This is a genomic window from Pseudoalteromonas sp. PS5, from assembly GCF_004103255.1.
Classification (GTDB): Bacteria; Pseudomonadota; Gammaproteobacteria; order Enterobacterales; family Alteromonadaceae; genus Pseudoalteromonas; species Pseudoalteromonas peptidolytica.
On the sequence record NZ_RCSQ01000211.1, the window covers coordinates 1 to 18,434 of the forward strand.

Annotated in this window: 13 protein-coding genes; 5 read left to right on the plus strand and 8 right to left on the minus strand. The window is 42.9% G+C overall.

Annotated features, from left to right (window positions below; translation table 11 throughout):
• The first annotated feature begins 23 nt into the window (after positions 1 to 23).
• The gene (locus D9603_RS20355; RefSeq protein WP_128732687.1) at positions 24 to 464 is read left to right on the plus strand and encodes a hypothetical protein; all 441 of its coding nucleotides are present in this window, start codon (positions 24 to 26) and stop codon (positions 462 to 464) included.
• 125 nt (positions 465 to 589) lie between these two features.
• Here the strand turns inward: D9603_RS20355 and katG are convergent, their stop codons facing one another.
• From katG to D9603_RS20370, 3 genes are all read right to left on the minus strand, one after another.
• Complete coding sequence (gene katG, locus D9603_RS20360; protein WP_170178659.1) at positions 590 to 2,812, minus strand: catalase/peroxidase HPI; 2,223 nt, start codon at positions 2,810 to 2,812, stop codon at positions 590 to 592.
• Between the two features lie 387 nt (positions 2,813 to 3,199).
• Positions 3,200 to 3,979: a class I SAM-dependent methyltransferase gene (locus tag D9603_RS20365; protein ID WP_128732688.1), complete on the minus strand. Its 780-nt coding sequence runs from the start codon at positions 3,977 to 3,979 to the stop codon at positions 3,200 to 3,202.
• A gap of 434 nt (positions 3,980 to 4,413) precedes the next feature.
• Positions 4,414 to 6,432 carry a S9 family peptidase gene (locus tag D9603_RS20370; RefSeq protein WP_128732689.1) on the minus strand — a complete coding sequence of 673 codons (2,019 nt, stop codon included), beginning with the start codon at positions 6,430 to 6,432 and terminating at the stop codon, positions 4,414 to 4,416.
• A gap of 376 nt (positions 6,433 to 6,808) precedes the next feature.
• On the opposite strand from D9603_RS20370, the gene D9603_RS20375 reads away from it, so the two are divergent.
• Complete coding sequence (locus D9603_RS20375) at positions 6,809 to 7,222, plus strand: VOC family protein (protein ID WP_128732690.1); 414 nt, start codon at positions 6,809 to 6,811, stop codon at positions 7,220 to 7,222.
• Positions 7,223 to 7,341: 119 nt separating this feature from the next.
• On the opposite strand, the gene D9603_RS20380 is transcribed toward D9603_RS20375, so the two are convergent.
• The 5 genes from D9603_RS20380 to D9603_RS20400 all read right to left on the minus strand — a co-directional run bounded on the left by D9603_RS20380 (position 7,342) and on the right by D9603_RS20400 (position 14,334).
• Positions 7,342 to 10,053 (minus strand): lamin tail domain-containing protein, encoded by a 2,712-nt coding sequence (locus tag D9603_RS20380; RefSeq protein ID WP_128732691.1) that lies wholly within the window; start codon positions 10,051 to 10,053, stop codon positions 7,342 to 7,344.
• Positions 10,054 to 10,407: 354 nt separating this feature from the next.
• Positions 10,408 to 10,941 carry a GNAT family N-acetyltransferase gene (locus tag D9603_RS20385; protein WP_128732692.1) on the minus strand — a complete coding sequence of 178 codons (534 nt, stop codon included), beginning with the start codon at positions 10,939 to 10,941 and terminating at the stop codon, positions 10,408 to 10,410.
• A gap of 47 nt (positions 10,942 to 10,988) precedes the next feature.
• A complete protein-coding gene (locus D9603_RS20390; RefSeq protein ID WP_128732693.1) occupies positions 10,989 to 11,717 on the minus strand; it encodes a 5-oxoprolinase subunit PxpA in 729 nt (242 codons plus the stop codon).
• A gap of 9 nt (positions 11,718 to 11,726) precedes the next feature.
• Positions 11,727 to 12,527 (minus strand): DUF1445 domain-containing protein, encoded by an 801-nt coding sequence (locus D9603_RS20395; protein WP_128732694.1) that lies wholly within the window; start codon positions 12,525 to 12,527, stop codon positions 11,727 to 11,729.
• Positions 12,528 to 12,537: 10 nt separating this feature from the next.
• Positions 12,538 to 14,334: a glycoside hydrolase family 3 N-terminal domain-containing protein gene (locus tag D9603_RS20400; protein WP_128732695.1), complete on the minus strand. Its 1,797-nt coding sequence runs from the start codon at positions 14,332 to 14,334 to the stop codon at positions 12,538 to 12,540.
• 174 nt (positions 14,335 to 14,508) lie between these two features.
• On the opposite strand from D9603_RS20400, the gene D9603_RS20405 reads away from it, so the two are divergent.
• The 3 genes from D9603_RS20405 to D9603_RS20415 all read left to right on the plus strand — a co-directional run.
• A complete protein-coding gene (locus D9603_RS20405) occupies positions 14,509 to 14,853 on the plus strand; it encodes a VOC family protein (RefSeq protein ID WP_125252605.1) in 345 nt (114 codons plus the stop codon).
• A gap of 549 nt (positions 14,854 to 15,402) precedes the next feature.
• The gene (locus D9603_RS20410; protein WP_241651734.1) at positions 15,403 to 17,595 is read left to right on the plus strand and encodes an EAL domain-containing protein; all 2,193 of its coding nucleotides are present in this window, start codon (positions 15,403 to 15,405) and stop codon (positions 17,593 to 17,595) included.
• Positions 17,596 to 17,862: 267 nt separating this feature from the next.
• A partial coding sequence (locus tag D9603_RS20415) for an acyltransferase family protein (protein ID WP_206644528.1) occupies positions 17,863 to 18,434 on the plus strand: 572 nt, incomplete at its 3' end.

The window sequence follows — 18,434 nt, forward strand, 5'->3', positions numbered from 1 at the left end:
AATTAAGCAAATTGGTATAACAAATGAGAGTTGAACCAGATTTATGGCAACTATACTTGGATGTGTATTTTAGACCAATACGGCCACTGCGCTTTGAAGCTTCAGGGGCGATTATCAGCCTCTGGAATCCTAGCGGTGAGATACAAAGTACAACTGAGAATGAGCGGCTTTCACGATTTTGGCAAGGGGCTTTACAGCGTGCCAATAGGCCTTATCAATTGCTTTGGGGCGGTGATAAACCCATGTTATACCGAGAGCTGAGTGTTTTTATCCGTTGCGATCTGGCTTTAGCGTTTAGGTGGGCTTCGCGGTTGGATCAGCTAGGGTTTTATTATGTGCAACAAGATAAACAGCTGCGTCTCTATAATAGCTGGGACATTACACAAACTGAATTGGTAACAGGTGAAATGCAAACGCGTCTGTGTTTTACCTCTTTGCCTAGAACCAATTTGGCGTTGCTATAATTTGAGTCAGCGCTTTGTGTGTAACTTAGCTTTGCCGACTGGCGCAGGCCTTGTTGCCAGAGCAGGGCTAAAGCCTCAGGTTAGATACAACAGGGTCTGGTGTAGACCCTGTTGAGTTAGCGCGGTTATTTTAGGTCAAAGCGGTCCAGTTGCATGACTTTTACCCAAGCTGCGATAAAGTCATCAACAAACTTCTGCTTGGCATCGTCTGAGGCATACACTTCTGTAACTGCACGAAGTTCAGAGTTTGAGCCAAAGATTAAATCCACAGGTGTTGCCGTCCACTTGATTTCACCAGTTTTACGGTCACGACCTTCATATAAGCCCTCTTGACCATCTACTTTCGACCACTTGGTTGACATATCAAGCAGGTTGACAAAAAAGTCGTTACTTAATTGTCCTGGCTTGTCGGTAAATACACCGTGATCAACACCTTGATAGTTGGCATCTAACGCACGTAGACCTCCAAGTAACACGGTCATTTCTGGCACGGAGAGATCTAGCATATTGGCTTTGTCTACCAACATGTCAGCTGGTGACATATAGGCATCCTTACTGTAGTAGTTACGAAATGCGTCGGCTTTTGGCTCTAAGTAGCTAAACGAGAGCACATCAGTTTGTGCTTGTGAGGCATCTGTTCGACCTGGGGTGAACGGTACACTGATGTTGTGTCCGGCATCACTTGCTGCTTTTTCAATAGCAGCGGCACCACCTAATACAATAAGATCCGCGATAGATACTGCTTTTTTTCCTGCGCGTTTATTGAAGCTGGTTTGAATGTCTTCCAGCTTGGCCAGTACTTTTTTTACCTCTTCTGGATTGTTAATTTCCCAGCTGATCTGTGGCTCAAGACGTAAACGCCCGCCATTTGCACCACCTCGCATGTCAGTCACACGGTGACTTGATGCTGCTGACCATGCGGTTCTGATCAGCGCTTGTGTTGTCAGGCCAGAGTCGAGAATAGATTGCTTCAGCGTCTTAATATCTTTATCGTCAATTGTCTGGTGATCAGCTTGAGGAATAGGGTCTTGCCATGTAAGTACTTCACTCGGTACTTCAGCGCCGATATAACGGGCGCGTGGTCCCATATCTCGGTGTGTTAGCTTAAACCAAGCCTTTGCAAAGGCCTCTTCGTATTGCTTTGGATCTTTGCGAAAACGCTCAACAATTTTGCGATATTCAGGATCTTCTTTTAGCGCGATATCTGTAGTAAACATAATAGGTGCATGGCGCTTACCTTTTATGTGTGCATCTGGTACTAAGTTTGCTGCGGCCTTGTTATCTGGGATCCACTGTGTTGCTCCCGCTGGGCTTTTCGTTATTACCCAGTTAAAGTTCATCAGATTATCTAAATAGTTTGTTGACCACTGAGTTGGGGTTACTGTCCAAGCGCCTTCTAAACCACTGGTTGTTGTATCAGCACCTTTACCGGTTCCGCACTTGTTTTTCCATCCAAGGCCTTGCTCTTCTATTGCTGCTGCAGCGGGTTCTTTACCCACACAGTCAGACGGTTTTTTGGCTCCATGTGCTTTACCAAACGTATGGCCACCGGCGATAAGCGCAACAACTTCTTCGTCGTTCATTGCCATGCGTCCAAATGACATGCGAATATCTTTTGCTGCAAGGAGTGGATCTGGTTTGCCATGGGGGCCTTCAGGGTTGACATAAATCAGTCCCATTTCAACTGCGGCAAGCGGCCCTTTCAATTTGCCTTTTTTGTCGCGTCGCTCGTCTTTTAAGAAAGCGTCTTCAGGACCCCAATAAACGAGATCTGGCTCCCAGTCATCTTGACGACCACCAGCAAAGCCAAAGGTTTTAAAGCCCATTGACTCAAGTGCTACGTTTCCTGCAAGTACCATAAGATCCGCCCAAGACAGACTACGACCATACTTTTGCTTGATAGGCCATAATAGTCTTCTTGCTTTGTCTAGATTGGCATTGTCTGGCCAACTATTTAAAGGATCAAAACGCTGCTGACCACCTGCTGCACCGCCTCTACCGTCATGAACACGATACACTCCTGCGCTGTGCCAAGCCATGCGGATCATAAATGGACCATAATGCCCCCAATCGGCTGGCCACCAATCTTGTGAGTCGGTGAGTGTGCGTTCAATATCCTGTTTAACCTGTGTTAGGTCAAGCTTGCTAAATTCGGCTGCGTAGTCAAAGTTTGCTCCGTATGGATTTGATTCTGGACTATGCTGTCTTAAAGGGCTGAGGTTTAATTGTTCTGGCCACCAAAATTGGTTGGTTTTTGCTTCGCTTACCGCTGCAAAACTTGGTGCAGATAAAGTCGTTGTCACTGCAAGTGCAACAGCTGATAACATCGTTCTTGATTTTTTGTTCATGGGTGCTCCCCTTTGAATAAATTGGTCGTAACGTTCGCGTTAAACTTTAGTTCACAAATCAAAAAGAGAAAATCCAGAAAAATAAATCACAGCATTCGGAAAAATGAATCGTTATTTTTTATTAAATAACAGTGCTTTACCTTTTCTTTGTAATTTCGCTTAAGTTAGATCAAAATTATAAGAAACTTATAAAAATACCTTTCAATATTTTTTTTGATAACTAAAGGTTAATTTTTTGGTGTTCAATGTTGGGTTTTGATGGTGGATCAAACAGTTTTTAAAAAAGCATTGTTATGGAATTTGAGCGAAGTGAAGACAAATACGACGATTCAAGCAAATGTCTAAAGGTTGGTAACTTTTCTGAACAAAAAGCTTAAAACACGCAAACTACTCGTTTGCATGTTTTTTTGCCATGACTGAAAATAGTAAAGGGACTTGCTGACCTTTGTGAAGTAACTGGAAACCATGTCCAGGCACAGCCTCAAGTCCGTCAAAACAGTTATACGGACTAAAAGGATGTTCGTCGAAGTGTGTGATTGTAAGGCCTGCTTGTATTAGTGCAGTGAGCACCTCGCCGATTGAGTGAGGCCAAGTAGCGATGGTTTGAGTATCGCTTTGTTGGTTTTCGGTGTAAGTAGCCTCTGTTGTTACATCGGGTTGCTGCTTTGCAAAGTATGAGTAGCCCATATTAAGATCAATACTTGGGTGAAATTCAACAAAACAAAACTGACCTCCCGGTTTCAGGGCATTGGCTATCGTGGTGGCCCACGATGAAAGGTCGTGCAGCCAACAAATCGTACCATAGGATGCAAATACAATATTGAATTTGTCGGTATTGGTGCTGCCAAACTTTTCAATGTCCTGACAAATAAAAGTTGCCTCCAGCTTTGTTTGCTGTGCTAGTGTATTCGCGCGCCTAATGGCCTCTTGCGAGAAATCGACGCCCGTAACTTTGGCACCAAGTCGAGCAAGTGAAAGTGAATCCAAGCCAAAATGACACTGCAAGTGAAGTATGCTTTGCTCAGACACACTCCCCAATAACTCACATTCAATTGTATTTAGTGAAGATTTTCCCGCTAAAAAACTATTTACGTCATAAAACGTCGAATCAAAGTGCGCAATCGCTCTTTCTTCCCAAGCTTTTCTGTTTAGAGAAAGGTAATCCATATTGATCCTCCTTAAAAAATTAATTTCTAAATAAACATTACTGCGTACTGCTGCTAATACGCTCGCAATTATACTGATAAGGGTTCAATGAGTGCTATTCATACCGTGAGCAAATTTGAGATAAGTCGGTCATAATAAGTAAGTACACGCTACTGAAGCGAAAAAGTATTGTTAGTTAGGTAATCTGCGTTTCTTGCTAATATATGCTCACACTTTCCAAGTAACCGCCATAGAAAGTACGTTTAATATAGCAAGCGTAAAAAAGTTGATGAAAAATAAAACCCAATTTTTCATAGGTTTAGTTTGTAACATGAAGGGTTGTAAATGAAGTGAATATGCTTTTCACCTTTCAAGTTGGTCTAAGTGTTAATTTAATAGTTAAAAGCACACTGAGGTCGGCTGACCTCAGTGTTTCATCGAGTTTAGGTGATTTACTACTTCTTTGGATCGTGCTTATCAAACCACCACTGAATGTACGCCACTTTATTTAATAGATTAGATGGCCTTTTGGTAATGCCGTGTGAAGCGTCTGGGATTCTTACCATCGCGGTTTCTACTCCTTGCAGTTTTAGCGCTTGATAATATTGCTCTGTTTCTGAAATCGGTGTGCGATAATCGGCTTCCCCTGTCAGTAGCATAGTCGGTGTTTTCACGTTACCTACATAGCTAATTGGCGAGCGCTTCATATAATGATCCAAATGCTCCCATGGCTTACCAGGAAACCAATAATCTGCAAAAAATGGATAGAAATCAGCAGTTAACACAAAGCTATACCAGTTGATCACAGGCTTTGCTACTACAGCGGCGGCAAATCTGTCGGTATGGCCAACAGTCCACGCAGTTAATACGCCACCACCAGAACCTCCTGTTACAAATAAGCGGCTCTTGTCTATATACCCTTTATCAATCAAGTGATCGACGCCAGTCATGAGATCGTCAAAATCATGGCTGGGGTAATTATGGTGAATAGTTTGTGCAAACTCTTTGCCGTAGGAGTCGCTACCGCGTGGGTTCATATACAGTACAACATTACCTTGAGCTGCAAAAAGCTGAACTTCAGCGCTAAAATGTGGGCCATAATTAGCAACTGGGCCGCCATGGATCTCAAGCACAAGTGGATATTTTTTAGATTTATCAAACCCAGGAGGGTAGGCAACCCATGCCTGAATTGGCAATTGATCATGCTTTGATTTTAACCATACCTCTTCAACGGTTGCCAGTGTTTTATCGCCTAAAGCATCCTCATTTAATGCTGTGATAGGCCTAGGCTCGCCGCGCTTTACGATGGCAACGTCGGCGGGTCGTAGCGGATCAGCCAGTGTAAATGCAACTAGGCCACGGTCGCTAATGGCATAGTCGCCACCTGAATATGGACGTCCAAAGCTTACACTACCAATGGCATCGGTTATTTGTTCCAAACGTCCCTTTAAAGGCTGATAAGCTAAAGTGGTTTTACCTTCATTATCGTAGCTAACATAGACTCCACGGCTATTGGCTGCCCATGTAACGGAGTCGAGACTTCTATCTAAATCGGTGGCATAGGTTTTGGTCTCACCAGATTTAAGGTCTTTGATGTAAAGTAGGCTGTTTTCATAATTGGTTTTTTCATCGTCATAGCCAAGGTAGGCAAGGTATCGACCATCTGGTGAGACGGCGGGGTGGTTATCTGGCCCCTTTCGGTCGGTTACCGCAGTGATTTCAAGTGAGCTTAAGTCTAGCTTGTAGACTTCGCTATTGGTTGGGTTTAGTTGGCTGTCCTGATGGCGATTAGCTGAAAAATATAGAGTTTTTCCATTGTCAGCAAAGCTTAGTACGCCGCCATGATTAAAATCACCAGAGGTGATTTGTTTGGCATTCCCACCATTGGCATCCAGCTTAAAAATATGATTAAAACCAGAGTCTGTATAGCCTGCGCCATCAGCACGGTAATACACATCATCGATAAACACGGGTGGCTTTGCCCACTTTGCACCTTCAGGCTTGCCTTTTATGGAAACTGGAGGTGCTTTTTGGCTTGGTACAAATTGGCTAAAATAGAGGCTTTTGCCATCTGGTGACCAGTGCAGCCCTGATGGGCCATGAGTTAAGTTACTGATTTTTGCAATGGCACCGGTATCTAGCCATTTCATATAGATTTGGCTGCTACCATCACGAGTGGAGATAAATGCGACTCTGTCATTGCTCGGTGATAGAACTGGGGCATAGTCCATGTGGAGGCCAGAAGTCACAGGCTGCATCGCGTTTGTTGACAGATCAACAGACCAAATATTGCTGACTTTTCTGTCGCTTTTGATGTCCATGCGGTTACGCACGAAGAATACCTTATCGCCGTTGTTGCTGATGTCTATTTGATTGGCGTATTCAAGGTTAAAAATATCGGTTGGTTGTAGCGGAGTAGCTTGCAGTGTCCATGCCGTACTGGCGATAGCTGCGCTTACTAAAAAGTGTTTCATAGCTGATCCTGTTGCTTATTATTTTCTCTACTATGGCGTTTATAACGGCTTAATCAACTCTTTGCGATGAACGCGCTGCTGTGTACTAATACCTATTTGACTTAATACTTGCTCAATTTGAAGGAGTAAATCTGACGCTAACAGCGTTAAAAATTTCTTATTTAGTACAATTAAATAGCGAAACTTTCTCACCTCAACATAGACCACTTAATGAAGATAATTGGTATTACTGAATATTCCTGATGTCGAAATATGCGCTGTAACTTTGCTCTTTATTAAAAAATCGCTTTACCTAAACATAACTTAAGGTTTTATGGTGTGCAGCGTATCAACAACACACCGAAGTGCGCATCGAGCGTAAAGTAAGGAATAGTATATGTATTTAGAGCATGTAAACTTAGTTGTAAGCGACCTAAAAGCAACACTGGCATTTTATCAAGCGGCTTTCCCACATTGGAAGGTGAGAAGTCAGGGGCAAGGAGAGTGGCACGGAAAATCACGGAATTGGCTGCACTTCGGCGATGACTATCACTATATTGCATTTAGCGATCACGGAGAGGGGCAAAACAGGGTACTTACAGGTCACCAAGTTGGCTTTGCACACTTTGCCTATGTTGTACAAAATATAGCAAGTGTTGTAAAGCGGCTAACAGAGGCGGGATACGACGTTGATAAAGTGGGTGCGCAGCATCCATATAGAAAAAATGTTTATTTTATTGACCCAGCAGGCTTTGAAATTGAATTTGTTGAGTATTTAAGTGATTTACCAACGCAGCGTAACAGTGACTGAAGTCAAATTAAGTATTTCGCCACATCAATTCGAGAGTTGACAGAGAAAATAGCCGCGAAGTTGCGTACAGCACCTGGCGGCTATTTGAGTTTGAAGGGCTTTATCCCCATTCAGGTTATTTAGTTTTGATAGTTTGACCAGCGTTTAATTTGCTCAAATACCGCTGGTGATGGTTCGCTTTCTTTCTGTACTGCTTGTCTATCACTGTGCATGATGGATTTCTGCATCCGAGACTCCATATCTTGCTTTGCATGGCCGCTGTTCGCACCACTCCAAAATTGCGTAAAGTTGAGTATCAGACTTGACCATTCATCATAGTCATTTAGTACCGCGGTATTGTCATTGTCACCGTTAAGGTCAAAGTTGGTTAGGAGATCAGAGGTACTACCGTTACAGTCAAAGTCGATTGCCTCAGATTTATCGTTGTTTAGCCCTTTTGACTCATCGATATTCGCTTCATTTATTGGCTTATTATGACCATGCGAGTAGTCAATAATAAAATGTTCTAAGCCTTCTGCTGGGCTATTTACCAGTGCAGCTCCCTTAGGGAAGCAGTTTTCGTTACTATAAAACCATCGACTTAAGTACCGATCTCCTTCTTTATTCCCCACCGTTGGCAAGCCATCGAGTTGATATAGGTAGTTCATCACACTCACATGGTTTGGTTTGAAGTTTACATTTTCATTGCCACCATGATACAAGCCAAGGTTGTGACCTAGTTCGTGCATAATGGTGCCAGCTTGAAAGCTGTAAGTTACATTAGCTGCAATTTCTGAATCAACATTTAGCCCCCAATTACCAAGTGAAATCATCAAGTCATTGCCAAACAGTTCTGCTAAACCGGATGAACCTTGACTGCCGTCTTCTTTTTGGCTGTTGGCCATCAACATGTAGTGGAAAATAGGTTTACGTTTAAGGTCAAAATGCTTTGCTTTGTGATCCAGTACGCTAGGTGCGGCTTTTGTGCTGGCAAAAGTAGTGGTTTGTACAAAAGGAATTCGACTACCACCACCAAGGTCATAATGTGCCGGTGATAACCCATCTGCCTGATGGTATAAATTTCCTACATCAAAGTGTACCGCGATATTTTGTGCTGCAAAAGCTGCTTTCACTTTATCAAGGGCAGGTTTTTGCGGAATAATACCGGCATCTTCACTGTCCATGTAATCCACTTCAATAAAAATGTCTCTGATCCCAGCTCTTGCCCCCCATTCATATAAAGGTAAACCTGCAAAGCTGCCACCAGGCTGTTCAGCACAATCTGGGATCCCGTCTAAATCAGCATCCTCATCGCAAAGTACATCGTTTTTGCCACCTGGAGTGAAAAATGATGCAGGCTGCCAATCATCTATCGTATTACTGTCAATAAGCAAGTTTGTTCTAACTAAGCTTTGGCCTAACTGAGTAGAAATAGGCTGCATTTGATCACTTTGTTGCCACTGTGAAGCGGTCGCAGGCGTGTTCTGGCTTTCGCCAAAACGCACAAAATCAACGGTTTCTCCTTGCTTGTTTTGTAACTCTACGTATCCAGATTGATACCATGCCGGGGCGTACAAGCCTTCACCTATCAACATTAATTGCGACGAACTGGTGACGCTATTTTGCCACGTTTGCGGGCCATGCTGGTTTTGTATCACAATATACTCACCAGGTTGCAATAATAGCGCTGTTAATGGAAATACCCGCGTACCTCCATCAGTATAATTCTCAAGGGCAACGCTTTCGGTGACCAGCTGATACTGACTTAAGTCTATTGCTTCATTGGTACCGTTATATAACTCTACCCAGCGATTATCATCTATGAACTTGGATGATGAGATTTCAGTTATCAGTAAGTCTGTGTGTGTAGTGACAAAATTAATCGTCTGGGCTTGTGTCGCGCTTGTGCCATAATAATTTGTCACGGCATCTGTGATTATGAGCTCATACTGTGAACTGGCTTGCAGCGACTCGTTGGGTAGCAAGGTCAGAGTAAAATGTGCATCCTCTTGTGCTTGTCCAACGGAAAAAGGTACACAAGTTTGGTCGTTCATCTTACGAAGTTGAATAGCGCCATTACACTCAGGAGTACCAATCTCAGTGACCCAAGATGCAGACATGTTGTCGTCGAAGCGCAGCACTAGCTCATCTGTTGTACTAAAGGGAGTCGTGTTAGACTCAGGGTAACTAGATAGTAATTGTGGCGCTGAGGTATCAACTACATCAATCAACACTTCAGCTTCGGTGGATAATGCGCCATCAGTTGCACTAAAACGCAACACTTCTCTATTAGTGCTATTTTTGTGTGGCGTGTAGCGGTATGTCTGTGTTGATCCATCAATTAGAGTAAGATCACCAGAAAGCGGTGGTTCATAAGTAACCGTAATGGCGTCACCCTCTGCGTCTTTGGCATCAAGGGTGAACTCAAGGGTATCATTAAACTCTACGTTGTAGGCACCGCCTGTCAGCTCCGGCGCTTGATTAACTTGTTTGATCGTAACCGAGACTCTTGATTCGGCTTTGTCACCATCATTGTCTGTAGCGCTGATTAAGAAAACGACATTGGTATCTTCTGAGACCTCAGGGGCAGTAAATGAAAGACCTGAATCACTGAGTGTGAGGTCGATAACCTCTGGCCCTTCCGTTTGTTTTACGGTACGTGTTGCAACGGAGCCATCACTATCAGAAATTGTCACTGAACCACTGACGTAGCTTCTTTCGTCGGCACTGGACTCAAGTGCTGAAACTATCTGTGGCGGTGCGTTTTTATCGTCACCACCTGAGCCACCACAACCACTAAGGTGTAGCATCCCTAAACTTATCAAAGAAAGTTGGAATATTTTTTTATTCATTATTATTGATCCTGAACTATGGCGTACATCCGGCCATCAACTTACTTTTTTAGGGACATTAAGTACAGACTTGGGTGTTAATGAATGTAAAAATTCCGCATTAATTTACTAATTTGGGTTATATTTTTCCCGGAAAGAATGAAAGTTAAGCCAGTTATCAGCTAAAAGTGTATTAATTAACCCAAAAATCGGGGTGATTAATACCGCTCTCACAGTCAGCTTTAGCGTTAACTGCGTCAATTTGCTTAGTTATTATCAAAATGCCCTACATAAGGAAAAATTTGATGCGGGCTTAAAAACAATGAACTGGCGCACTTCTTATCCAAAGCTCAGGTTCGTTGTACCAAACACAGGTTATGGGGCTAGCATTCCAAATTTTTCATCGTTTACCCAATGCCCAGCAATTTGATAGTTGTCCTTTAATGTGCCCTCTAGCTCAAAGCCGAGCTTTTTCAGCAGCCGATGTGAAGCTTGATTACCTTGAGTCACGGTTGCAACAAGCTTATGGTAATTACATTGCTGCCACGCGAGTGATAGCACCGCTTGAGAGGCTTCATAAGCGTAGCCTTTTCCTTGAAACTCGGGGGCTATCATAAAGCCCAGCTCTGCTTGTTGAAAAGGCGTCCACATACTTAAAAAGCCGTGAAGCCCTACGGCGATACCGGTTGCTTTTTCCTCAATCACCAGCGTAAGCCAGCTATTGTCTTCCTTGCGCCACTGTCCAAGCCCTGCACTTAAGCGTGAGTTAAATTTCTCCCGTACTGTATCTTCGTTGGCTATATCACCGATATAGCGCATTACATCAGGGTGCTGGTGGAGTGCTTGCCAAAGCGCCCAATCGGACTCAAGAAGTGGGCGCAAAGTGAGTCGCTCAGTTGTTAGCAGCATGTATTATTCCTTAAATGATGAAATCCATCTCTGTAAAGTATCACAATCTACTGATTTATCATGCTTTTTATTTCTTGGATTAACGCAATGCTGGCCGTATTGTCACCGTGAACACATAAAGTATCGGCACGCAATGTCAGCGACTTACCTGATGCCGTAGTAACGCTACTATATTTGTGTAGTTGTTCAACTTGCGCTAGCAGTGCGGCTTTGTCATGCACCGCAAGTGGTTCTGAACGAGGTGTTAGAAGCCCATCGTCACGATAAAGCCTATCTGCAAAGGCTTCAAAAATTAGCGTGACACCGTGCTGCTCAGCGAGCTTTTGATGTATATCTTGTTTTGCACTGGCCAATATCATCAACTTCAGTTTTTTGGGGTAACACGCAATGGCGTTAAGAACTGTGGTCATCACAGCTTCTGATTTCATCATATCATTGTATAGTGCGCCATGTGGTTTTACGTAATGTAGACTCGTATGTTGCACCTGTGCCATCCCATCAATAGCTGCGATTTGATAATGCAGGTGATGTGTTAACTCTTGTGCACTTAGGGACATCGAGCGTCGACCAAACCCCTGGCGGTCTGGGTAGCTCGGATGTGCACCTAATATTACTTGGTGGTTTTTGACCAATGTCAGTGTCTTTGCAAGTACATCTGGGTCGCCCGCATGAAAGCCACAAGCGACATTTGCCATATCAATATGTGGCATGACTTGTTCGTCTAAGCCCATCTTCCAAGCGCCAAAGCTTTCGCCTAAATCGCAATTTAACAACATGCTGTTTTCCTATTTGTGTACTGCTAATTCTAAATCTTGAATGTCTGTTACCAGCAAGTGATGTGGACAATTCATTATACAAAATTCAGGCGCGGCTTTGGTAATCGCTAACTGTGCCGTTAAACTGGAACCCCAAAATACCGGTAAGTGGTTGTGACTAAAAGTTAGAGGCTCTCCAAAATTAGGCTTACTAATATCGTCTATACCAACTTCTTGTGGTGTGCCAAAATGTAGTGGCATGGCAAAGGGAAGACGGCTTAGGGTCGCTGCTTGAATTGTCTTGATTAAGTCTGGTTTCGACAGCGCCCGCATTGCGAGTACTTGTGTTGCGGTGTATTTACCAACTGGGTTACAGGGAATGTTACTGATGTAAAGAGGTAAGGGAGTGGTCGGGTTTACCGATTGAATAGCAATACCATACTGGCTGAGTAAGTAGTCAAAAGACAGGTAACTGGCGAAGAAAAATGTGACTAAATCATCTCGCCAAAGTTGCTCAATCTGCTGGCACTTTTGTGCTTGTTGTCCATCCTTAAAAATTTGATATTTGGGTATGTGGTGGCGAATATCAATCTCTTTCCCCAGCTCATCAGCACGAAAGCAACCGGGATCCGTTGGTGGTATAAGCAGTTTACACGTTTCTGGATTTCGTTGGCAAAAGTTGAAAAAATCATAGGCTTCACGTTGTGGCAAAATGATTACATTGCACTGGGTGAAGCCTGGAACAAACCCCTTGGTTGGACCGCTATAGTCCCCATCTTTAATCATTTTTCTGATTGCGTATGGTGCGCTCAAAGAAGCACTGGGATCCATAAAGTCTCCATCACTTATCTATAGTCACGGGTAGAGAACCTTGCGCTTTTGCTATGCCCAATAGCACTTTAGCCAACGCGGTATAAGCAGGACCCGAGACCTTGTCACCGTTAACTATATCTACATTATAGGCGTAACTCGCTAACACTGCGTCACTGAAAGGTGCAAACGTACTAATTTCATAAGGGGCTCTTAGGCTAATAAAAACCTGTTTTTTTGCCAATTGTTGACCTTGTTTCAGTAATTTTTGCAGTGCGGCGGGCTGCTCGTTTTTCGCAACACCATGCGCACGTAGTTTTTTAACGTCGTCCATCCCACCTATCTCTACAGCACTTTGTGGCGGAGAAGCATGAGCGGCAATGACCACATCAGCTTGTGACATTGCTTTGAGTGCAATATCAGGGTCGTATGCTTGTAAACTGGTACAAGTCACCGTTAGTGGATGTTTACTTATTGTCTGTAATGCTTGCTCAAGGGCCAAGCATTTTTGTCTGTCAGGCATTATCAGATGAAGCGTTTTAACGTCATTTGAAAGTGGTACCAGGCCTTCATTTTTTACTTGTGTGATTGCAGCTAGGGCGAGCTCTGCCTCTAATGCGCGATGTTTCGGGTTGCCAAGTGTAGAGTGAGCGATTGCAACGGATGCCGCGGTATTGGGTATTTTATTTTTTAGGGTAGTAATACGGGATATCGACTTATTCAGTTGGCGTTTGTCAAGCCTACCGCTTTCAGCGGCTTGAGCCAGCTTACTCATATATTGTTCAAAGCGTTCAATGTCTTTAGGGCTTCTAATTGCAATCGGCATCAGTGCAATATCAACACCGGCGTTAAACGTTGCAATAGTGGCGTCAACTGGGTTAAAAAAGTCACTGATCCCGGCCATATCCAAAGCGTCCGTCACCGTCACCCCTTGGTAGCCAAGCTCGTGCCGCAAAAGTTGTGTCATAATTTGATAAGACATGGTAGCAGGCTTAATCATGCGTTGACCTTGGGAATTTACAAGTGTGCTGCTATCAAGTGCAGGGTATTGAATGTGTGCAGTCATGATCATACCAGGTGGATGTGCCTTTATGATCTCTGCAAATGGAAATACATCCTGACTATCAATCGTTTCGCGGTCGTGATCAACTCGGGGTAAACCAGTATGACTATCAACGTGGGTGTCACCGTGACCTGGGAAATGTTTTAACGCTGAGATCACGCCTGCGTCTTCAAATGCTTTTACTTGAGCAAGTCCTAACTTTGCGACAACTTCAGGCGTTTCGGAAAATGAACGTACATTGATCACTGGGTTATTGGGGTTGCTGTTGATATCGACTGTTGGTGCAAAATTAACATTAATGCCTAAACTATGTAGCTCTTTACCAATTGCCTCTGCGACTTTTGTTGCATAGCTATCACCGTGTTGTAGGTAAGTTGCGCCAATACTCATGTTTCCAGTAAATGAGGTGGCTTGTTGACGATTAATGCGAGCAACCCGGCCGCCTTCTTGATCAATAGCCACAAATAAAGGAAGCTTGCTTTTACTATTTTGTGCAGCGCGTTGAAGTGCGTTACTGAGGCCAACGATTTGAGTCGTATCTTGTACATTCTCGGAAAACAAAATAGCACCACCAATCTCGTATTGGCTAATTAATTCTGCTAATTCAGGGGGGAGTGTGGTCATCGGTATTCTGCAATCGGCACTGGCTTTTTTGTGGTCGTGACAGTAATAACGAAAGTCGAGCATTAACTTTTGTCCAAGCATTTGAGGTGTGGTTAGCGGTGCTGTTGTTTCAGAAGCAGTAGACGAAGAAGTGAAACTCATGAATGTGATAGTTCCTAAAATAGTTCCTAAAGTAGAGAGCAAAGATAATAATCGCACAATCAATAATAAACGCTGAATAAAATTGCCTACACTGTATCACTGATATGGAAGTGACTACAAAGTGCAAAACCTGAAAACAAACGAAAATATTGGTAACACGAGAAGGAGAAATCAATGAATAATCATATTGACTACATTGAATTGGCAGCGAAAGACTTACCTGCCACGCAGGCATTTTTTGAACAAGTATTTAACTGGCAGTTTGAATCATACGGGCCTGATTATATTGCTTTTTCAAACGCAGGGTTGAATGGTGGTTTTTTTACAGCGCAAGGTAGTTCAAAGCAAGCTAACGGCGGTGCATTAGTGGTGCTATATAGTGATGACTTGGAATTAGCACAAAGTAAAGTAGAGCAAGCTGGAGGTGAAATAGTTAGAGCAATATTTACGTTTCCAGGTGGTCGCCGCTTTCATTTTGTTGAGCCAAGTGGCAATGAGTTGGCTGTCTGGTCTCAGTAGCCACAGCGCAACAGTATAATGTCATGTTAGCCAGATGGTTGGATATTACTCTTGTGGAGATCAATTTAACACGGCTACGGAATTGTCTCTGCTAGACAACAAGCAGTTATCTCGAGGCCTGTTACATTTTCTGTCAAACGCTTTGTAAAGCCTATTTACAGAGCGCTATCGTTTACCATTATTGCTATTTAATTTCAGTTATCTTAATTAAGTGGTGTATTTGGGGGTTAGCAAACCTTGGGATAACACCGCACCTACGCTGTGTTCTCGCCAAAACTCTCTGGCTAGATTTGGAAACAATTTAGTGTGACTTTAAAAACTACCTATTAGCCGACTCCTTATCCAAATCTTTGGCTATTTACGCTTTGCCGTTGCTCCTACAAACTTGAATTTACTACTGCCGTGAACAATAGTTAGAACTTACCTAAGCTCGCATTTTTTGGTATCAGACAGTAACACAATATCTTATTGGCTCTGGGCTTTTTAGTGTTGTGTGTGTCGTGTTTTTACCAAAGCGTTTTCCCTTACTCAGTTCAGGTTAGTTGGGCGATGAAAGTAATATTTTCAGGTATTAGCATTGTGTTTCTGATAGTGGTGTTGATGGCCGATAAATTTGCTTTATTTAACCTGAACCTCTTTGTGTATTGTGCCTTATGTTTCGTTATATTAGCGTTACTGTTGTGGTGTTTCAGGTGCGGTGTATCACGGCAACAAAGTATTCACTTAGGAGCTGATGCACCCTTTCCTCAGCTGTTGCTAGATGGCTCAGGGGTAGTTGTACAGGCTAACGATCAGGCGCGGTGTTTGTTTGCTGATGTTGCTTCTGTGGAAGGGGAGTCATTAGACGCTTTAATCTCGGTCTCAAATACTAAACCAGAGTCAGAACAAGGGTTATTACCTGTGTTACTTGGCCAACTGAATCCAAACTGTACTCTTAAGTGTGGCGGTAGCGCGATGACGGCTATCGTTGTGCCACTGTATTTTAATGGCTCACATTGTCGCTATATATGTATTTTCAAAGACATGAAAAAAGAGGTAGAGCTAACTGAGGCCTTTGAAGCAGAGAAAGAGCTGCTCGAAGTTACAGTAAATTCAATAGGTGATGGGGTGATATGTACCGATACTCAGGGGATCATTACTTATGTCAACCCGGTGACAGAGGCTGTGCTGGCGATGTTGAGTGAGGAGTTGGTCGGGCGGCATTTTGATGATGTCATGTCTATGTATCACGAGGTGACTAAAAAACCACTCAAGAAGTTTCCTGAACGTTGCCTCAAGCAAGGTCATACAATTTGCTTACCTGAACTTACCTCGTTCACGAACCATTTAGGGCTAACCTTTGCAATTCAAGATTCATTCTCTCCAATCATTGCTAAAGATGGTACATACTTGGGGACCGTGATGGTGTTTCAAGATGTCACAGAATCAAGGCTAATGGCGAAAAAAATGAACCATTTGGCCCATCATGACGCCCTCACAGGCCTGCCAAACAGACTCTTACTTCATGATCGGCTCGTTCAGACGTGCAAAAGAGCCAAGCGGGTGCAGCATCAATTTGCTCTGATATTTGTAGATGTGAATAAATTTAAGAAAATCAATGACTCTCTTGGCCATGATTATGGAGACTTACTCCTCAAAGAAATCGCAAGTCGACTCACTGGGCAAATCAGGCGGTGTGATACTGTTGCAAGAGTGGGCGGAGACGAATTTGTGATACTCATTGACAGTATCAAAAACAAAAAATACGTCCGAAAAGTGATTAGTAAAATATTGGCGTGTGTTAATGGTCAATATACGCTCGAGCGAGTAACTATCAAAGCCTGCGTTAGCGCTGGAGTCGCTATTTATCCAGATGATGGCGAGGACTCTGAAGCATTAATAAAACATGCCGATGCCGCTATGTACCGAGCTAAGAAAATAAAACAGACAGAATTTCAATTTTATAACGCTCGTTTAGATCATGAAGCTGAGAAGCGGCTGCAACAAGAGAGCGACCTTATTGCAGCGATACAAAATCAAGCATTTATGCCTTTTTATCAGCCAATTATTGATGTCCACACACGAAAAATAAAAAAGCTTGAAGTACTAGCTAGATGGCAACAGGGCGATCAACTACTGCTACCGAAAGACTTCTTTGAAGTTGCCTGTGACGGTGAATTGATGATTGAAATTGGCAAACAAATCCGTGAAAGAGCACTACGAGCAATGCAGGCTTGGTGCAATACCTTTGAAAATCTAATTATCACGTTTAACTTTTCTTTGGTGGAATTAACGGATCAAGTGTTGATGAAGCAGTTTTTAGCACAGATTGCACAGTATAAAATAGCGTATCGTCAAGTTGAGATAGAAATTAAAGAAGTAGACATCATTGACTTAATTGAGACAGCACCAGCCATTCTACAGCAGCTAGAACAAACTGGGATTCGTATTGCGATTGATCACTTTGGTATTGGTCATGCTAACATGCTGTACCTACAGGATTTTGTATTCGACGCAGTAAAAATCCCACCGGCGTTTCTGGCTTCATCAGAGTCTTTAACTTCACAGAATAACCTAATCAAAGTGATTGTCCAAATAGCGACAACACTTGGGATCGAGAGTACAGCTGTGGGGGTTGAAACACCGATACAAGCAAAATCATTAAACCTTGCTGGGTGTCACCTTATCCAAGGAAACCACCTATGTCCTCCTTTATCAGAAGCTGACGTCACGCCAGTACTGGCAAGAGGTAAAGCCATATAAAATCAGTGGTCTGCCGCCATGACGTGTTGGCGTGAAAGTGGTGTCGTTACGCAGGGTGTTGCAATTAACGGTTGTATTGGCTAGCCAACAACTATATCAAAAGAGCCAATTGTTATATGTCTGCTCCATAGCTAAAAGTAGCTCAACAAAGCTTCCCAACCTAAAAACCGCTGTTGAACCTAAATTTGGATTCTGAGTGAACTTTTGCAGCTTATTTTTTGATAAAATGCTTCCATCATCTATGTAAGAGGAAAGTAAGTATAATTTATGGATAGAAATGTTTCTCTCGATATGCTGAAACTATCAATGGCTTTTATGGTTGTTGGTTTACATGCTGGCTTTTTAAGTGAAATATCAGCGTTGGGATCATACCTTACAGTTCAAGGTGTATTTAGAATTGCAGTCCCCGTATTTTTGATCATTAACGGGTTTTACTTTTTTCCTGTTTTAGCTAAAGGAAGGCAAACCACGTGGTTGAAGCGAGTCTTTATTCTGTATGCAGTGTGGATGCTATTTTATTCCTATTTTTGGTTTTCATTACCGAGTTTTTCGTTAAAAGATATTATTGAGCTAATCAAAAACATCATCGTTGGTTACCATCATTTGTGGTATATCGCGGGAATGTTGGGAGCAGCGTTATTACTATGCGCATTGCAACGATTTTCATCTGCTGTTTTGGTTATGACGATTGTTGTCACTGCCGCACTAGGAATACTGATCCAATACTTAGGAAATTATCATTATTTTGAAGGGAGTAGGCTAGATAACTTTTTCAACTTAAATTGGTTTCATCGAAATGCTTTATTTTTTTCGTATCCATTTTTCTGTATTGGTTTTTT

Coding starts and splice junctions, on each gene's coding strand:
- D9603_RS20385 (WP_128732692.1), bottom strand. CDS start 10,941: ATGCTGCTAACAACTGAGCGACTCACTTTGCGCCCACTTCTTGAGTCC.
- D9603_RS20395 (WP_128732694.1), bottom strand. CDS start 12,527: ATGGATCCCAGTGCTTCTTTGAGCGCACCATACGCAATCAGAAAAATG.
- D9603_RS20400 (WP_128732695.1), bottom strand. CDS start 14,334: ATGAGTTTCACTTCTTCGTCTACTGCTTCTGAAACAACAGCACCGCTA.
- D9603_RS20365 (WP_128732688.1), bottom strand. CDS start 3,979: ATGGATTACCTTTCTCTAAACAGAAAAGCTTGGGAAGAAAGAGCGATT.
- katG (WP_170178659.1), bottom strand. CDS start 2,812: ATGAACAAAAAATCAAGAACGATGTTATCAGCTGTTGCACTTGCAGTG.
- D9603_RS20380 (WP_128732691.1), bottom strand. CDS start 10,053: ATGAATAAAAAAATATTCCAACTTTCTTTGATAAGTTTAGGGATGCTA.
- D9603_RS20410 (WP_241651734.1), top strand. CDS start 15,403: ATGAAAGTAATATTTTCAGGTATTAGCATTGTGTTTCTGATAGTGGTG.
- D9603_RS20405 (WP_125252605.1), top strand. CDS start 14,509: ATGAATAATCATATTGACTACATTGAATTGGCAGCGAAAGACTTACCT.
- D9603_RS20370 (WP_128732689.1), bottom strand. CDS start 6,432: ATGAAACACTTTTTAGTAAGCGCAGCTATCGCCAGTACGGCATGGACA.
- D9603_RS20355 (WP_128732687.1), top strand. CDS start 24: ATGAGAGTTGAACCAGATTTATGGCAACTATACTTGGATGTGTATTTT.
- D9603_RS20390 (WP_128732693.1), bottom strand. CDS start 11,717: ATGTTGTTAAATTGCGATTTAGGCGAAAGCTTTGGCGCTTGGAAGATG.
- D9603_RS20375 (WP_128732690.1), top strand. CDS start 6,809: ATGTATTTAGAGCATGTAAACTTAGTTGTAAGCGACCTAAAAGCAACA.